The sequence below is a fragment of the Microbacterium sp. genome, assembly GCF_035687345.1.
GTDB lineage: Bacteria > Actinomycetota > Actinomycetes > Actinomycetales > Microbacteriaceae > Microbacterium.
Window position 1 is genome coordinate 1 of sequence record NZ_DASRXZ010000104.1, and the last position, 16,846, is coordinate 16,846.

General features: G+C 69.5%; 14 protein-coding genes. 11 read left to right on the plus strand and 3 right to left on the minus strand.

The features are described from left to right. The first annotated feature begins 7 nt into the window (after positions 1-7). From VFF97_RS11820 to dprA, 4 genes are all read left to right on the plus strand, one after another. Complete coding sequence (locus VFF97_RS11820; protein WP_133543441.1) at positions 8-331, plus strand: DUF2469 family protein; 324 nt, start codon at positions 8-10, stop codon at positions 329-331. A gap of 95 nt (positions 332-426) precedes the next feature. Beyond that, a complete protein-coding gene (locus tag VFF97_RS11825) occupies positions 427-789 on the plus strand; it encodes a YraN family protein (protein WP_325033694.1) in 363 nt (120 codons plus the stop codon). Continuing rightward, on the plus strand, positions 786-2,312 hold the full coding sequence (locus VFF97_RS11830; protein ID WP_325033695.1) for a YifB family Mg chelatase-like AAA ATPase: 1,527 nt from the start codon (positions 786-788) through the stop codon (positions 2,310-2,312). Before VFF97_RS11825 ends, VFF97_RS11830 begins: the two co-directional genes overlap by 4 nt. Continuing rightward, the gene (dprA, locus tag VFF97_RS11835; RefSeq protein WP_325033696.1) at positions 2,309-3,523 is read left to right on the plus strand and encodes a DNA-processing protein DprA; all 1,215 of its coding nucleotides are present in this window, start codon (positions 2,309-2,311) and stop codon (positions 3,521-3,523) included. The genes VFF97_RS11830 and dprA overlap by 4 nt, the downstream gene beginning before the upstream one ends. Before the next feature lie 77 nt (positions 3,524-3,600). Here dprA and VFF97_RS11840 read toward each other — a convergent pair whose 3' ends face one another. Continuing rightward, positions 3,601-5,712 (minus strand): hypothetical protein, encoded by a 2,112-nt coding sequence (locus VFF97_RS11840; protein ID WP_325033697.1) that lies wholly within the window; start codon positions 5,710-5,712, stop codon positions 3,601-3,603. A gap of 284 nt (positions 5,713-5,996) precedes the next feature. On the opposite strand from VFF97_RS11840, the gene VFF97_RS11845 reads away from it, so the two are divergent. After that, positions 5,997-6,950, plus strand: a complete 954-nt coding sequence (locus VFF97_RS11845; RefSeq protein WP_325033698.1) for a tyrosine-type recombinase/integrase — start codon at positions 5,997-5,999, stop codon at positions 6,948-6,950. Positions 6,951-6,970: 20 nt separating this feature from the next. Here VFF97_RS11845 and VFF97_RS11850 read toward each other — a convergent pair whose 3' ends face one another. Continuing rightward, positions 6,971-7,525: a M23 family metallopeptidase gene (locus tag VFF97_RS11850; RefSeq protein ID WP_325033699.1), complete on the minus strand. Its 555-nt coding sequence runs from the start codon at positions 7,523-7,525 to the stop codon at positions 6,971-6,973. A 144-nt stretch (positions 7,526-7,669) separates the two neighbouring features. Continuing rightward, complete coding sequence (locus VFF97_RS11855) at positions 7,670-11,359, minus strand: ExeM/NucH family extracellular endonuclease (protein WP_325033700.1); 3,690 nt, start codon at positions 11,357-11,359, stop codon at positions 7,670-7,672. Between the two features lie 418 nt (positions 11,360-11,777). On the opposite strand from VFF97_RS11855, the gene rpsB reads away from it, so the two are divergent. The 6 genes from rpsB (at position 11,778) to VFF97_RS11885 (ending at position 16,773) form a co-directional block, all read left to right on the plus strand. Then, positions 11,778-12,719 (plus strand): 30S ribosomal protein S2, encoded by a 942-nt coding sequence (gene rpsB / locus VFF97_RS11860; RefSeq protein WP_325033701.1) that lies wholly within the window; start codon positions 11,778-11,780, stop codon positions 12,717-12,719. 98 nt (positions 12,720-12,817) lie between these two features. Beyond that, entirely contained in the window at positions 12,818-13,645 is an 828-nt protein-coding gene (gene tsf / locus VFF97_RS11865) for a translation elongation factor Ts (RefSeq protein WP_325033702.1), read from the plus strand. Between the two features lie 99 nt (positions 13,646-13,744). After that, positions 13,745-14,464 carry a UMP kinase gene (gene pyrH, locus VFF97_RS11870; RefSeq protein WP_325033703.1) on the plus strand — a complete coding sequence of 240 codons (720 nt, stop codon included), beginning with the start codon at positions 13,745-13,747 and terminating at the stop codon, positions 14,462-14,464. A gap of 79 nt (positions 14,465-14,543) precedes the next feature. Then, entirely contained in the window at positions 14,544-15,098 is a 555-nt protein-coding gene (gene frr, locus VFF97_RS11875) for a ribosome recycling factor (protein WP_325033704.1), read from the plus strand. An 8-nt stretch (positions 15,099-15,106) separates the two neighbouring features. Next, the gene (locus VFF97_RS11880; protein ID WP_325033705.1) at positions 15,107-16,207 is read left to right on the plus strand and encodes a phosphatidate cytidylyltransferase; all 1,101 of its coding nucleotides are present in this window, start codon (positions 15,107-15,109) and stop codon (positions 16,205-16,207) included. After that, positions 16,204-16,773 (plus strand): DivIVA domain-containing protein, encoded by a 570-nt coding sequence (locus tag VFF97_RS11885; RefSeq protein ID WP_325033706.1) that lies wholly within the window; start codon positions 16,204-16,206, stop codon positions 16,771-16,773. Before VFF97_RS11880 ends, VFF97_RS11885 begins: the two co-directional genes overlap by 4 nt. The last annotated feature ends 73 nt before the right edge of the window (positions 16,774-16,846 follow it).

Sequence of the window (16,846 nt, forward strand, 5' to 3'; positions counted from 1 at the left end):
ACTCATCATGGATGACGAAGTCTTCGAGGACTACGACCGCGAGCTCGAGCTTGCTCTGTACCGGGAGTACCGCGACGTCGTCTCGCAGTTCCAGTACGTGATCGAGACCGAGCGCCGGTTCTACCTCGCGAACGAGGTGAACGTCGTGCGGCGTGACACAGAGCACGACTTCTACTTCGAGATCTCGATGAACGACGTCTGGGTGTGGGACATCTACCGCGCCGACCGCTTCGTCAAGTCCGTGCGCGTGCTGACGTTCAAGGACGTCAACGTCGAAGAGCTGTCGCGTCGCGATTTCCACCTGCCCGAGGAGCTGTCGCTCGACTCGTGACGTCCGTTCCTCCCCGGAAGGGCGGGGCCAGGAGGCTTTCCACCGTCGCGCTGCTCTGACGTCTGCCGCGGTTTCCCGACCGCGACGCTGGGGGCATGGCAGACAAGGACGTGCTCGGGCGGGCGGGCGAAGAACGCGCGGCGCTCTATCTCGAGTCCCGCGGATACGCGGTGCTCGACCGCAACTGGCGTTGCAAGGAGGGTGAGCTCGACCTCGTCGTGGCAGACGAGCGCACGCTCGTCGTGGTCGAGGTCAAAACGCGGCGCTCCGACGGCTTCGGTGATCCGCTCGAAGCGGTCGACGCGCGCAAGCGGCGGCGGCTATGGCGGCTCGCGTTCGCGTGGGTCGCGGCGCACCCCGACGAGGTGCAGCGGCGCCGGTTGAGGCTCGATGCGATCGGTCTGACGGGGCCGGATGCGGCGACCGCCCGCCTCGACCACCTCGAGGACATCCGGTGACCGTCGCGCGCACGATGGCAGTGGCGCTGGTGGGTGCAGACGGAGCGGTCGTCGAGGTGGAGGCTGATCTGTCGAAGCAGACGCCGGAATTCCGCATCATCGGGCTTCCCGACAAGGCGCTCGGCGAGGCGGTGCAGCGCGTGCACAACGCGTGCGAGAACAGCGGGCTGCCGCTTCCGCGACGGCGACTCACGGTGAATCTTTCGCCGGCCGCACTCCCGAAGCAGGGCTCCGGTTTCGATGTCGCGATCGCGGTCGCGTCGCTGGCGACCGAGGTGCCTATGGATGCCGCATCCGTCGCTGCCACCGCGCACGTGGGGGAGCTGGGCCTCGACGGGCGGCTGCGCCCCGTGCCGGGCGTGCTTCCGGCCGTGCTCGCAGCGTCGCGCGCCGGCATCACGCGGGTCGTCGTCCCGCACGCGAACGCCGACGAAGCGCGGCTCGTCGACGGGCTCGAGGTATTGGGGGCGGTGAACCTCGCCCAGGTCGCGCGGTGGCACGGCGCGGATGTCGAGGTCCCCGATCAGGAGCCGGTGCCCGGCCGCGCGGAGGACGCGCCCGAGGCCGACCCCCTCGACCTGTGCGACATCGTCGGGCAGCGCGAAGCAGTGGAGGCGCTCGTCGTCGCGGCGGCCGGCGGACACCACATGCTCATGTCTGGCCCGCCGGGGGCGGGCAAGACGATGCTCGCGCGGCGGCTGCCCGGAATCCTTCCCCCGCTCGACGATCGTGCCGCGCTGACGGTCGCGTCGATGCGTTCCCTCTCCGGGGAACCCGTAGCCCGCCTGTCGCGCGTCGCCCCGTTGGAGGCGCCGCACCACAGCGCGAGCGTCGCCTCGCTCGTCGGCGGCGGATCACGCGGCATCCGGCCCGGTGCGATCGCGCGCGCGAGCGAAGGGGTGCTGTTCCTCGACGAAGCGGGGGAGTTTCCGGCGAGCGTTCTCGATGCGCTTCGGCAGCCGCTCGAGAGCGGGTCGATCGTGATCCACCGCGCCGGCGTGACGGCGACGTTCCCCGCGAGGTTCCAGCTCGTGCTCGCGACGAATCCGTGTCCGTGCGGCAACTACGGCGTGCGAGGTGCGTCGTGCTCATGCCCGCCTATGGCCATCAGACGGTACCTCGGCCGACTTTCGGGACCCCTGCTCGATCGCATCGACATCGAGTTGTCGCTCACGCGCGTCTCGGTCGCGCCATCGGCTGCCGCGCCGACGGGAATGACGACCGAGGCGGCGCGAGCGCGGGTCGCCGAAGCCCGTGAACGTGCGGCCCACCGCCTGCGCGGAACGGGCTGGCGACTCAACTCGCACGTGCCGGGCGCCTGGCTGCGCCAGGGCCCGCACGCTCCGACGCCCCAGGCCCGCCGTCCCCTCGACGCGGCGCTTCATCGCGGATCGCTGACGCTGCGCGGGTACGACCGTGTGCTGCGCGTGGCGTCCACCGTTGCCGACTTGGACGGCGCCCCACGGATCGAGCTCGATCACGTGGGGCGCGCGCTCTACCTCAAGAAGGGACTCACCGTATGAAGATCTCCGCGCTCGATCCATCCACCGCACGCCGGGCGCTCGCCGGTGTGACCTCCGTCGACCACCTCGACGACGAGGCGGTTGTGGAGCGTTACGCGCGGGTCGTGTGGAACGTGGTGACCGAACCCGGCGACGGGGTCGCGGGCATGCTCGTCGGCGCATTCGGTGCGGCTCCCGCGCTCGCCGTGGTGACGGGAGGGAGTGCCGTCGCTCCCGTCGAGGGGATGAGCGCGCCCGACTTCGCCGAGGGGCGCAAGCGTTGGACGCCCCGTCTGCGCTCGGTCGAGGTCGACGACGCGCTCGCTCTCGCACGGGCACGGGGTGTGCGACTGGTGTGCCCTGATGACGTCGCGTGGCCGCACCGGGTCGACGATCTCGGTCCTCATGCTCCACTCGTGCTGTGGGTGAAGGGCTCGCCCGAGGCGCTCGCCTCGCTCACACCATCGGTGGCGATCGTCGGAGCAAGGGCAGCGACGTCGTATGGCGAGCATGTCGCGGGGGAGCTCGCGGCGGAGGCGGCCGGCAACGGAATCCCGGTCGTGTCGGGCGCGGCGTACGGCATCGACGCGGCAGCCCATCGGGCGGTGTTGGCGGTCGGCGGGACGACGGTCGCACTGCTGGCAGGCGGTGCGGATCGCCCCTACCCCGCGGGCAACGGACGGCTCATCGACCGCATCGCGGAGACCGGAGCGGTCGTGAGCGAGGTGGCGTGCGGCGGCGCTCCGACGAAATGGCGGTTCCTTCAGCGGAATCGCGTCATCGCAGCGCTGGCCGACGCGACGATCGTGGTGGAGGCCGGCTGGCGAAGCGGCTCACTGAACACCGCGAGCCATGCGCGAGCGATCGGGCGACCAGTCGGGGCCGTGCCGGGGCCGATCACGAGCGCGGCATCCGCGGGATGCCACCGGATGCTCCGAGAGTTCGACGCGGCGTGCATCACGAGTGCCGACGACGTGCGCGAACTGATCGGGCTCGACGGCGAATCCGGTCGGCGACGCTCCGGCTCGATGCGCGAGGGCAGGTTGCGGACGGACGACGCGACACGTGTGATCGACGCGCTGAGCGTCCGTGTGTGGCGCGACACGGCAGACCTGGCGCGCCGCAGCGGCATGACCACGCAGGAGGTGGAGGCACTGCTGGGGATCATGCTCCTTGAAGAGCGCGTCGAGCGCGGGGAGCGGGGTTGGCGCTTGCGACTGGCGAAGGCGTGAGGGCGGCGCGAGCCGCGTGACAGCTCGAGGTGACGACTGCTTTCGGCGCTCGGAGGGAGGTCCGCAGGCCGTTGCCCTCACCGCCGTTCCGCAGACACCGGCGGCCCGATGAGCGGCGTCTTCACCGGCGCGGCGGCGCCGACCGCGACGACGATCGCGTTCCCGAACGGGTTGACGACGGGGTTGGCATCGCGCTTCCAGTTGTTGGTGAGCCAGATGTTCCCCGAAGGGTCGATCTGGCCGCCTGTGATCCGCTCGAGCGCATCGCTCCGGTATCCGGTGTCCGGAGATATCGGGTCGCCCGTCCGCATGCCCTTCGGACACGCGCGTGTGTCGACGCCGCAGAAGCGGCTGATGCCGGTCGGGATGTCGCTCGTCTGCCCGACGGGCACGACGCCGAAGTTGAAGACCCATACGGTGTCCTTCCCGTCGACCGCGATGCCCCACGGCAATGTGAGGCCGCCGCCCGTGAACGGTGAGCCCGGGAAGGGCTTCCTCGTGTCCTGGTGGAAGGCGGTGATCGAGGGGTTCTCGGCGTCACCGAGCTCGGCGCGAGTCGGGCACGGCGAATCGAGCCAGTCGGAGTTCGCGACCCAGACGTTGCCCTTCGTGTCGGTCGCGTTGCCGACCGGATGGCTCAGGACCGTGCGGCCTTCGAACGTTCCCGGAAGGGTGTCGATCAACCGTCCGTCGGGTGAGATCACCGACACGGTGTTTCCGCGGTTGTTCGCGATCCACACGTCGCCGCGAGCGTCCACGGTGGCGCCGAACGGCTTGAGCTGAGGGTGCCCCTCCTCGGGTGTCGGTCCGAGCGGGATGTTGAACGCCCGTGCCGGATGCCCGCCGGGGAGCATCGTCACCGAGTCGTTGCCGCAGTTGGCGATCCAGATGTTTCCTGCGCGATCGGAGACCGTGCCCTGCGGCCAGGAGATGTTCCCGGTGGTGTAGCCGTCCACGCCGGAGACCGGAGTGCCATCGGCGTGGAAGACGGACACGCTGTTGTGGGGAGCCGGTATCGTACCCTGCTCGGCCGCGACCCGCGGGTCGAGGCAGGGCGGGTCCTGGAAGCCGAAGTTGCCCACCCACACTCTGCCGCTCGGGTCGAGGGTGATGCCGTACCCTGCTCCGTTGAGACCCCCGCCGGAGTACGGGGTGCCGGGCACGGGCTGCCCGGACGGGGTGAACTTGAGAAGCGTGAGGCCGGCGCACGCGTACGCTCCAGGCGGCTGGGGTACGGCGTTGTCGTTGACCCAGACGAACCCCTTCTCGTCGATGGCGAAGTTCCCGGGGCCGTTCATGAGATTGTCGCTGTCCTGGGCGCTGTAGGCACCACCCGTGAACTTCAGGAAGAGCAGCCAGCTCGTCGGCGCGGCGCTCAGCGCGGGCCGGTTCACCGGCGTCCGCTGCGACAGCGCGAACACCGGGTCGCCCTTCGGTGCGCGGCTCGACGGGAAGGAGGGGTACTTCACGATGTTCGCGACCGCGTCGAGGACGGTCTTCGAGGGCGGCCCGCCCGGCGGCGCGCTCGCACGGAGCAGCGCCTTGCAGTTCGAACGATCCGCGACGCAGCTCGCGACCGCATTCGCGAGCGAGTTGAACGTGCTGAGGGTCGATGTCTCCGTCCCGTTCGGCGTCGCTGCGAGCACCGAACCGACCGCCCCGGTCACGGGGTCGGCGAGGTTTGCCGCCATGCTCACCGCATTCGTCATCCCGTATCGATTGCCGGCGATCCGATGACCGTCGATGAACTGGGCGAAGGCATTCCCCGTCGCGACCGTCGTGCGTTCGTTGACGACGACCCGCTGCGGAACCGCACCGAGTCCAGCGCTGATCGCGCTCGCGAGCATGACCGGCCCGTGCTTCGCCTCGACGAAGAGCAGCGGATCGCTGCCCGCGAGACCCTTCGGCACGGAGTACTCCAGGCGGAACCTCCCGTTCTTGTCGCTCTTGGCCGAGCCCAGCGGCACCCACTGCGGCTTGCGATCGACGAACGCTGCATAGACCGACACGGAGAAGTCCGACAAGCCGGCGCCTCCGCTCTCGACCGTGCCCTGAAGCACGGACGGGCGCGAAGGCGTCGCGGCGGCCGTCGCGGCCGTCCCCGCGAGCACCATCCCGAAGACGGCGACCGCGGCGAGCACGATCCTGCGCAAGAGGCGCGACGGCATCCGGTGGCGAGGTTTCGACACGAGCGGTCCTCCTTGATCCCAGTCGACAAGACCGTCATGGGAGGACACATCGTCCAGCGGCGGAACCGCCCACAGAGCCCCAGCCCGGTGAACGATTCGGAGGGTGATGGTCGCCGGGACGACCACGCTGTCGCCGTACTCTCCGCCCTCGAGACGAGACGGTATTGCATCCGTCGCGACGCCGCTACCCCGCGGCGGAGAAGGGCTGAAGCCGGCGACGAGGAGGCGCGGCTGCCTCGGTGAGGCACGCGGCCGGTCGCATCCCGGTCGGGCATGCTGGGCATATGCGGATGTCTGAGGCCACCGACGCCTTCGCGGCACACGTGAGCGACGTGCGCCGGCTGTCGCCGGCGACCACGAAGGCATACCGTGCAGACCTCGCCGACCTGATCTCCGTCGTGGGCGACGTCGAAGTGAGAGACGTGCAACTCGAGCACCTGCGAGAGTGGCTGTGGGTCGCGACCCAGCGCGGCGACGCACGTTCGACCCTCGCCCGCAGAGCCGCCGCCGCACGCGGATTCTTCGCGTGGGCGCTCGAGACGGGACACATCCCCGTCGACCCGAGCCTGCGCCTCATCGCCCCGAAGCGCGCGAAGACGCTGCCGAAGGTCGCGAGCGCGGATGCCGTGAGCGACCTCCTCGATCGGCTCGGGCACGCCGCGGCGCAAGGTGACCCGATCGCCCTGCGCGATCATGCAGCGCTCGAGCTCCTCTATGCGACCGGCGTGCGCGTCTCCGAGCTGTGCGGACTCGACCTCGGCGACATCGACCGGGAGCGTCGCACGGTACGGGTGGTCGGCAAAGGGTCCAAAGAGCGCGTCGTCCCGTTCGGCGGCTCGGCAGCTCGCGCCCTCGACGCGTACCTCGTGCGGGGCCGCCCGGTGCTGCGCGATCGGCGGCTCGACGCGCTGGCGGCAGCGCGCGCATCCGAGCCCGCGGGCGTGACGGATGCCGCAACCCCCGGCGACGCCGTCTTCCTGGGCGTCCGGGGCGGGCGCATGGGCTCGCGCGCGGTGTATGACCTCGTCGCGCGGGCGCTCGGCCCGATCATGGGCGGCGGAGTCGGCCCGCACGCGCTCCGGCACTCCGCTGCGACGCACCTACTCGACGGGGGCGCCGACCTCAGGACGGTGCAGGAGCTGCTCGGACACGCGAGCCTGGGCACGACGCAGATCTACACCCACGTGTCGGCGGAGCGCCTCGCGGCGACGTATCGCCTCGCGCACCCGCGCGCCTGACTGCGCGGACGCGCCCGCCGTCAGCAGCAGGGGAGGAGCACCGCCCGCGGGACACCGCCGAGCAGGAGCATCGGATTGATGTACTCGCCGTCGAGGCGGACCCCGAAGTGAACCGTCCCCGGATCGGCGTGGCCCCCGACGCCGATCTCTCCCACCGGCTCACCCCGACCCACGACGACTCCGGGTTCGAGCTTCGACACGACCGGCTCGAGCGTCGTGACGAGCCCGTCGCCATGATCGATCGTCACGAGGGGGCGCCCGGCGACCGAGCCGGAGAACGCGACCACACCCCGGGCGGGTGCGCGGGCAACGGAAGCGCCGCCGGGTCGGATGTCGATGCCACGGTGCCCGGGCCCGTACTCGTGGGCGGGCGCGACGTACGGCCGCACGAGTCGGAACGGCCACAGAGGCCACACCCACGACTCCCGGCCCGAGAAGACGACGTCGCGCGAGCGCTGCGCCGGCGCGAAGGTGAGAGGTGCAGCATCCGCCGCCCTCGGTTCCACAGGTGCGAAGAAGACGAGAACGACAAGCGCGCCGAATACGGCACGGCGGACAGCGCGGGGAACGGGCATGTCGCCAGGCTTACGTCCGTCCGAACCCCGCGGGGGCACCACGGACCCCGCTGTGCGGAAAACGACAAGCAGCGGCATCCGTGGAGGACACGACGAGGGGACGGACCCGCAGGCCCGTCCCCCCGTCGGCTGCGACGGATCGGATCAGCCGATCGGAACCACCACCGAGCTCGCGGTCCCGACCGGGGTCGTGATCGCGAACCGGGCTTCGCCGGAGGCGCCGTCCGGGATGGTGAACGTCACCGTGGCGGTGCCGGTCTCGTCGGTCGCGACGGTGTACGCCCGCGTCACGGGCGCCGTCGCGAGCACGGTGCCGTCGAACGACACCGACACGGTGCCGGCGGGCGGCTCGGTGCGCGTGAACTCCAGCGACGAGAGCGTCAGCGTGACCTGGTCGCCGGGGTCGTAGCCGTCCGCGTCGGGAGGCGACACGATCACGCCGACCGCACGCTGCGCGAGGTCGGGGGTGATCGTCCCGAACTCCTCGAGGTAGTCGACCATCGACTCGAGATCGATCTTGCCGCTGTCGGACTTGTTCCCGCCCTGAGCGAGAGTGAAGAAGTTGTCTCCACCCGCGGCCAGGAACGAGTTCGCGCCGACGGAGTAGGTCGCGGTCGGATCGATCGGCTCGCCGTTCAGCAGGATCTCGGTGATCCGGTCGCCCGGCGCGCCGTTCGGGTTGTACGTGTACGTCAGCTCCTTGCTCACGCCGAGCTTGAGGAACGGTCGCGACGAGCCGGCCGGCTGCCACTGCTCCTCGAGCACCTGCTTGATCTGCGCGCCGGTGAGCGTGAACGAGACGAGGGTGTTCGCGAAGGGCTGGACGTTGGCCGCCTCGCGGTACGTGACCTCACCCGATCCCAGGTCGGCGCGCAGGCCGCCCGGGTTCATGAACACGACGTCCACGTTGCGCGTGCCGTCGACGTTGAGCGCCCACTTCTGCACGTCCGCGACGAGGTTGCCGAGCGTCGACTCACCACCCCGGTTCTCCGGGAACGAGGTCTGGCTCGCGGGGTCGGCGAACACGGCACGACCGAAGTCGGCCGTCGCCTCGCCGATCACGACGTTGCCGAGCTCGTCGGCCACCGCGACGGCGTCCTGGACGATCGGCACGACGGCCGGGTCATCCGGGAAGAGGGGAGTCGACCCGTCCATGAGCGAGAAGATCTCGTTCTTCATCGTGAACGTCTTCGTCTTGCGGTCGTAGCTGATGTCCATCCGCGAGAACCGCTCGCCGTACTGGCCGCTCGAGATCACCGGTCGGCCGTCGATCACGTGGTTGTACGCGAGGTGCGTGTGACCCGAGACGATCGCGTCGACGTTCTCATTCGCGCCGAGCACGATCTTGCCGAACCGGCTGTTCGGATCGACCGCCGACGAGATGTCGGTCGTGGCCGCACCCTCGTGCACGAGCAGGATGATGATGTCGGCCTCGCCGTTGTTCTTCTTTCCGTCGCTCAGCTGATCCGCGACGCGGTTGACGGCCTCGGTCGGGTCGCCGACCGTGATGTCTGCGATGCCCGCGGGACTCACCAGCGACGGGAGTTCGTCGGTCACGGCTCCGATGAAGCCGATCGTGACGCCCTTCGCGGTGTAGGTCCAGTACTCCGGAAGCGCCGGCTTGCCCGTCGCCTTGTCGTACACGTTGGCACCGAGGTACTCCCACAGCGCGAGGGGCATCACACGATCCGTCAGATCTGCGAAGCCTTGATCGAACTCGTGGTTGCCGACCGAGCTCACATCGAGCCCTGCGGCGTTGAGCCCCTCGATCGTCGGCACGTCGTCCTGGATGAACGACGTGAACGTCGAGGCCCCGATCAGATCGCCCGCCGCGGCGAAGATCGTGTTCGGGTTCTGCGCCCGGATCTGCTTCACCGCAGACGAGAGCGCTGCGATGCCGCCGGACGGGGCCGACTGCTCGATCCGCCCGTGGAAGTCGTTGACGGTCACGAGGTCGAACTCGACCGTGCCCGGCGCTCCCTCCGAGCCGACGCCCACGATGATCGGGTCGTGGTCGCTCGAGCGGAACGGAGTGCCCGCTTCGGCCGCCGGACCCCAGTACTCGCGTCCCGACCACTCGGGCGAGTTGATCGACCACACGCCGACGCCGGTGACCTTGTCGGTCGCCGTCGGCGACGCGAGCACGTGGTCGAGCGAGCCGAGCTCGCCGTCGAACGTGTACGTGTACTGACCGCGGGCACGCGAGAAGAGGAGGTCGGCGTAACCGGCATCCGTGAAGACCTTGATCGGGTCCTCCTTCGCGTACGCGTTGAAGTCGCCGACGAGGTAGACGTCGGTCTTCTGGCCGCGCTCGAGCGACTGCGCGAGGGCCAGCAGAGACTCCGCCTGCTTCACGCGGTCGGCGTTGTACGGGCTGTCCGTGCCGAACTCGGGGTCGCCCTCGGACGCGCTCTTCGACTTGAAGTGGTTCGCGATGACGGTCACGAACTGCTTGCCGAACTTGAACGTCTGGGCGATCGGCTCGCGAGCGTTCCCCCACACCGTCTCGTCGACGATCGTCTGCGCGGCGCCGTTGGTCTTGACGACCGCGGGCTTGTAGATGATCGCGTTGGTGATGACGTCGACGATGTCGGGGTTGTGCAGGGCCTTCGGGGTGCGGACGTAGTCCCACACCTTCCCGCCGGCGGCGGCGTTGAGGCCCGCGACGAGGTCGGCGAGCGCCTCATCCGGCTTCTCGCCGAGCTTCACGGAGTTCTCGATCTCCTGCAGGGCGACGATGTCGGCATCGAGGGCGTTGATCGCCGAGACGATCTTCGATTTCTGTATCGCGAACTCCTCGGGGGTGTCCGCACCACGCGCGTTGGGGTTCTCGGTCGTCAGCGTCGTGAAGTAGTTCAGGACGTTGAACGCCGCGATCGTGACATCACCGCCGACATCCGGCACCGACGCGGGGCGGGGGTTCAGCGACGTGAACGTCGGCTTGACGGATGCCGGGCTCGCGTCGTTGATCGGCACAGGCGGCTGCAGCCGCCACAGGTCGAACCCGTAGTCGAGCACGTACCCCGTGGTCGGGAACGTCACGCGGTCGCCGTTGCGGACGACCTGATCCGCGGTGAAGTAGGGCTGCTCGCCCGGGTGGTCGGCGTTCGTCGTCGAGACGCTGTATCCGTCGTCGAGCGCGATCCGGCTGTTCCGGTTGGCCGCCGTGATGTTGTCCGCCGCCGTCGAGCCGACGGGCTGCGTCTCGTATGCCTCGACCGGCATCGCCGAGCCCGCGTTCAGCCACAGCTCGCCGAAGTTGGTGAGGTTGTGGCTCGAGATGACGCGATACGGCGAGGACGCCGTGCTGATGGGGGAGACGAGCATGCCCTCGAAGCCTTCACGCGCGCTGTCGCCGACGACGGTCGCAGGCAGGGGGATCGGCGCGGGGGTTCCGACGGCCTTCTCGACGATCTCGACTGCGCCTGCCGCCGAGCCGTTGATCTGCGTGATCGTGCGCGGGTCGCGAACGAGGCCGGAGTTGTCGCGCCGGAACTCGGACACAGGGCCCGTCACGTCGACGAGGTCGCCGATCTCGACGCCCGTCGCCGGATTGTTGTTGAGGAAGACGAAGATGCCGTCCGATACGCGCGGATCGGGGTCCGTGCCCGCACCCACGCCCTGCGTCTGGATGTAGATCCCTCGGTAGCCGCCGACACGGTGGTCGGCGATGACGACGCCGCGGACCGTGACGGTCTGACCGGCGACGGGTGATGTGTCGGTCGTGCCCTGGACTTCGGCGATCGTGTGGGTCGGCGTCGCCGCGGATGCGGGTGGCGCCAGCATGAGGCTCGCGAGAAGGGCGCCGACCGCGGTGGCGGTGACGACGGACATTCGCGAGGCGGTACTGCGTCGTTGCATGACTCTCCTCGAGCTGTGCATCGGATGCCGTCTGGGGTGGCGTCGGGAGCGATGCACAGGCAATTCGCAGACTAGGAACCAAGTGCGGATCTGCCAAGGGGATCCGTCGGATTCCGATGGATTTCCTTCTGCGTTCACCTCCGCGCCGCCTCGGCGTCGCCGGCGGGCGGACGGATGCCGCCGACTGGTACACTTGGTGCCGCACCCCGCTCGTCGGGGTGACTCCGCGTGCCCAGAGCGTCGCGAACCGCGTGTTCGCCGGCGCGGCATCGACTCCCAACGGTCTCCTGACAGGTTCAGGGGCGGGCGTGTGCCGGGCACCAGGCATGCCGGATCCTCCGGCACGAATCAACCGCAAGAGACGCGCGAGCGTCAGAGAAGGAGACCGGCCATGGCCGTCGTCACGATCCGCCAGCTGCTCGACAGCGGCGTCCACTTCGGGCACCAGACCCGCCGTTGGAACCCGAAGGTGAAGCGCTTCATCCTCACGGAGCGCTCGGGCATCCACATCATCGACCTCCAGCAGTCGCTGGCCTACATCGACAAGGCCTACGAGTTCGTCAAGGAGACCGTGGCCCACGGCGGCACGATCCTCTTCGTCGGCACGAAGAAGCAGGCCCAGGAGGTGCTCGCCGAGCAGGCGACCCGCGTCGGCCAGCCCTACGTCAACCAGCGCTGGCTCGGTGGTCTCCTCACGAACTTCGCGACGGTGTCGAAGCGCCTCGCGCGCATGAAGGAGCTCGAAGAGCTCGACTTCGACGACCCGGCCGCGAGCGGCCTCACGAAGAAGGAGCTCCTGCTCAAGAAGCGCGAGCTCGACAAGCTGCACAAGTCGCTCGGCGGCATCCGCAACCTCCAGAAGACGCCTTCGGCGATCTGGGTCGTCGACGCCAAGCGCGAGCACCTCGCGGTCGACGAAGCGAAGAAGCTCGGCATCCCGGTCATCGGCATCCTCGACACGAACGCCGACCCGGATGACTTCCAGTACCCGATCCCCGGCAACGACGACGCGATCCGCTCCGTGAGCCTGCTCACGCGCATCATCGCGGATGCCGCGGCCGAGGGCCTCATCCAGCGCCACCAGCCCGCCGCCGACGCCGACGAGGCCGCCGAGCCGCTGGCCGAGTGGGAGCGCGAGCTCCTCGAGCAGGGTGCGCCGGTCGTGACCGACGTCTCCGAGGTCGAGACCATCGCGACCGAGTCGGAGGCCGACAAGGCCGGTGCCGAGGCCGCCGCCGCGCCGGCGGAGACCGCTGAGGCCGAGGTCGCCGAGGCCGAGACCGCTGAGGCCGAGGCCGCCGCGGACGAGCCCGCCGCCGAGTCCGCCGAGTAATCGCTCGAACTTCGAACTCCGCCACGGCGGGATCGCTTTCCGGAGCGGTCCCGCCGAGGCATCCACGAGAACTCACCAACATCAAGGAGCCACGACCCATGGCAAACTTCACGATCGCCGACATCAAGGCGCTGCGCGAGCAGCTCGGCACGGGCATGGTCGACACCAAGAAGGCGCTCGAAGAGGCTGACGGCGACGTCGAGAAGGCCGTCGAGATCCTGCGTCTCAAGGGCGCGAAGGGCAACGCCAAGCGCGCCGATCGCTCGACGAGCGAGGGCCTCGTCGCCGCCAAGGAGCTGAACGGCAAGGTCACGATCATCGAGCTCGCGTGCGAGACCGACTTCGTCGCGAAGACGGAGCGCTTCATCTCGCTCGCCGACCAGGTGCTCGACGCGGCGGCCGCCGCCGGTGCCGACTCGGTCGAGGCTGCCCTGGCCGCCCCGGCCGGCGACAAGACCGTCGAGCAGCTCATCTCCGACGAAGCCGCCATCATCGGCGAGAAGGTCGAGCTGCGTCGCGTCCGCACGCTGACGGGTGACAAGTTCGAGATCTACCTGCACAAGACGAACAAGGACCTGCCCCCGCAGGTCGGCGTCGTGCTCGCCTACACCGGTGACGACGCCGAGACGGCTCGCGCGCTCGCCCAGCACATCTCGTTCGCGAACCCGACATACCTGTCGCGCGACGACGTGCCGGCCGCCGAGGTCGAGAAGGAGCGCGAGATCGTCACCGAGATCTCGCGCAACGAGGGCAAGCCCGAGGCTGCCCTCCCGAAGATCGTCGAGGGCCGCGTGAACGCGTACTTCAAGCAGGTCGCCCTCCTCGACCAGGACTACGCGCGCGACAACAAGCTGTCGGTCGCGCAGGTCGCGAAGGACGCCGGTCTCACGCTGACGGACTTCGCCCGCTTCAAGGTCGGCGCCTGACACGCGCACAAGGGCCCGCATCGCTCGCCGATGCGGGCCCTTTGCCGTGTGCCCGGGAACCCTTCGATAGGTTGTCGTAAGCGACGAGAGGAACACACCGTGATCAACGAAGCGACCGGACGCCGTCGCGTCCTGCTCAAGCTGTCCGGCGAGGCTTTCGGCGGCGGCCAGCTCGGCGTCAACCCCGACGTCGTGAGCCAGATCGCCCGCGAGATCGCGGCGGCGGTCGACACCGTCGAGATCGCGGTGGTCGTCGGCGGCGGCAACTTCTTCCGCGGTGCGGAGCTCAGCCAGCGCGGCATGGACCGTGGTCGCGCCGACTACATGGGCATGCTCGGCACGGTCATGAACGCGCTCGCACTCCAGGACTTCCTCGAGCAGGCGGGCGCCGCCACGCGCGTGCAGTCGGCCATCTCGATGACCCAGGTCGCCGAGCCGTACATCCCGCGTCGCGCCGAGCGTCACATGGAGAAGGGCCGCGTCGTGATCTTCGGTGCCGGCGCGGGACTGCCGTACTTCTCCACCGACACGGTCGCTGCGCAGCGCGCGCTCGAGATCGGCGCCGACGAGGTGCTCGTCGCCAAGAACGGCGTCGACGGCGTGTACACCGCCGACCCCCGCCACGACCCCGACGCGACGCGCATCGACAGGATCACGTACTTCGACGCATTGCAGCGCGGACTCAAGGTCGTCGACTCGACCGCGTTCAGCCTGTGCATGGACAACAAGATGGACATGCGCGTGTTCGGAATGGAGCCCGCAGGCAACGTCACCAAGGCGCTCCTGGGCGAGTCGATCGGCACGCTCGTCACGACATGAGCCCGACGCGGTTCGCGCCCGTTCGGGAGCAGCCACGCCGATAGACTGAGTTGTCCGCAGCTACGAGGGGAGTCCCACTGTGATCGCCGACGTCTTGGCAGATGCCGAGGTGCGCATGGATCGTGCCGTCGAGGCCGCGAAAGAGGATTTCGCGACGGTGCGCACCGGACGCGCGAACCCGCAGCTCTTCCAGAAGCTCCTCGTCGAGTACTACGGCACGCCCACGCCGCTCGCACAGCTCGCCTCGCTCAACAACCCCGAGGCTCGCACGCTCATCGTGACGCCCTACGACAAATCGGCGCTCAAGGCGATCGAGCAGGCCATCCGCGACATGCCGAACCTCGGCGCCAACCCGTCGAACGACGGCAACATCATCCGCGTGACGCTGCCGGAGCTCACGGAGGAGCGTCGCAAGGAGTATGTGAAGCTCGTCCGCTCGAAGGCCGAAGACGCGCGCGTGCACGTGCGCGGCATCCGTCGCAAGGCCAAGGACGACCTCGACGCCCTCAAGAGCGAGGTCGGCGAAGATGAGCTCGTCCGCGCCGAGAAGGAGCTCGACGCCCTGACGCGTACGCACGTCGACGCGATCGACGACGCGCTCAAGCGCAAAGAGGCCGAGCTCCTCGAGGTCTGAGGACTCCCGTGACCGACACATCCGGGCCGCCGGGTCCCGATCCCGCGAACACCCCGATGACAGGGGCGGATGCCGCGGGCGCGGGCCCCTCGCGACCGGCGGGCGACGCGCCGCTCACGCGCAAAGACGCGGCGGCGCGTCGCGCAGCGCCGCCTCCGACCGACCCGGGTGCCGTGTTCCAGTCGCACATCCGCGCGGCGCGCACCGAGTTCGAGAGCCAGGTCGCGCACGCGCGGGCCGAGTTCGAGGAGGCGAACGAGCGCATCAAGCAGCGCACGGGACGCGACCTGATCCTCGCGATCCTCATCGGCCTCGCGATCGGAGTCGTGCTGGTCGCTTCGCTCGTCTTCTTCAAGTGGCCCTTCGTGATCTTCGCGCTGGCCGCAGCGCTCCTGGGCATCTTCGAGTTCGGCCGCGCACTCATCGCTGCCGGGCGGCGGGTCGACATCGTGCCGCAGCTCATCGCGGGCGCCGCCCTCGTGCTCGCGGGCTTCTTCCTGTCGCCGTGGATGCTGTGGGTCACGGCTTTCGTGGCGGTCGCGTTCGTGATCGTGTGGCGCGTCATCGGCCAGATGGCCCGCCGCGACGGTCGTCTTTACGGCGACGTGCTCGCCGACGTGCTGATCGCCGGGTTCATCCAGGTCTACGTGCCGTTCCTCACGGCGCTGTGCCTCGTGCTGCTCCAGCGTGACGGCGGTGAGTGGTGGGTCCTCGCGTTCATCATCGTCGCGGTGGCCGCCGACACCGGCGCGTATGCGACGGGACTCACGCTCGGGCGTCACCCCATGGCCCCGCGGATCAGCCCGAAGAAGACGTGGGAGGGCTTCGCCGGCGCGGCGGTCGCGGCGATCGCGGCGGCGGTGCTGCTCGCCATGTTCATGCTCAACCTGCCGTGGTGGACGGGCCTCATCATCGGTCCGGTCATCCTCGCGTCGGCCACGATCGGCGACCTCGGGGAGTCGATGATCAAACGCGACCTCGGCATCAAGGACATGAGCTCGTGGCTGCCCGGCCACGGCGGCGTGCTCGATCGCCTCGACTCCATCCTGCCGAGCGCGCCCGTCGCCCTCGCGCTCTCGTACCTCCTCTTCCCCTTGGCGGTCTCATGACGACGGCACCCACCGCTCGCCCCGCGTTCCCGCTCGCGCCCGGTCGCCGCAAAGGCTATGACCGCGAGGCGGTGGATGCGTTCCTTCTGCGCGCGCGGACGGCGTTCGAGGCCGGCGACGCATCCGACGACCCCATGACCTCCGCCGACATCCGGCAGGCGGCGTTCCCGCTCGTGCGTCAGGGGTACGCGATCGAAGCCGTCGACGCGGCGCTCGGTCGCATCGAGGATGCGTTCGCGGCCCGAGAGCGGCAGCAGGCGGTCGCCACCGCCGGCGTGCGCGAGTGGGTCGGGCAGGCGCGCGAGACGGCCCAGGTCGTGCTGGACCGCCTCTCGCGCGAGCGCGGCCGACGCTTCGACCGCGTCGGACCACTGCGCTACGGCTACCGCATCGACGAGGTCGACATCGTGGCCGACCGCATCGCCCGGTTCCTCGAGAAGGGGGAGCCGCTGACCGTCGAGCAGGTGCGCGGAGTGGCGTTCCGGATGCAGCGCAACGGCTATCGGGAACTGCAGGTCGACGCCGTTCTCGACGCCGTGATCGAGGTCATGCTCGCGGTCACGTGAGTGCCGCTTCGGCGTCGGCCGAGTCCCGATGAGCGGTGGCCCGGGCCGGTCGCGTGGCATGCGCGGGACACGG

Coding starts and splice junctions, on each gene's coding strand:
- VFF97_RS11820 (WP_133543441.1), top strand. CDS start 8: ATGGATGACGAAGTCTTCGAGGACTACGACCGCGAGCTCGAGCTTGCT.
- VFF97_RS11825 (WP_325033694.1), top strand. CDS start 427: ATGGCAGACAAGGACGTGCTCGGGCGGGCGGGCGAAGAACGCGCGGCG.
- dprA (WP_325033696.1), top strand. CDS start 2,309: ATGAAGATCTCCGCGCTCGATCCATCCACCGCACGCCGGGCGCTCGCC.
- VFF97_RS11845 (WP_325033698.1), top strand. CDS start 5,997: ATGCGGATGTCTGAGGCCACCGACGCCTTCGCGGCACACGTGAGCGAC.
- VFF97_RS11850 (WP_325033699.1), bottom strand. CDS start 7,525: ATGCCCGTTCCCCGCGCTGTCCGCCGTGCCGTATTCGGCGCGCTTGTC.
- VFF97_RS11855 (WP_325033700.1), bottom strand. CDS start 11,359: ATGTCCGTCGTCACCGCCACCGCGGTCGGCGCCCTTCTCGCGAGCCTC.
- rpsB (WP_325033701.1), top strand. CDS start 11,778: ATGGCCGTCGTCACGATCCGCCAGCTGCTCGACAGCGGCGTCCACTTC.
- tsf (WP_325033702.1), top strand. CDS start 12,818: ATGGCAAACTTCACGATCGCCGACATCAAGGCGCTGCGCGAGCAGCTC.
- VFF97_RS11885 (WP_325033706.1), top strand. CDS start 16,204: ATGACGACGGCACCCACCGCTCGCCCCGCGTTCCCGCTCGCGCCCGGT.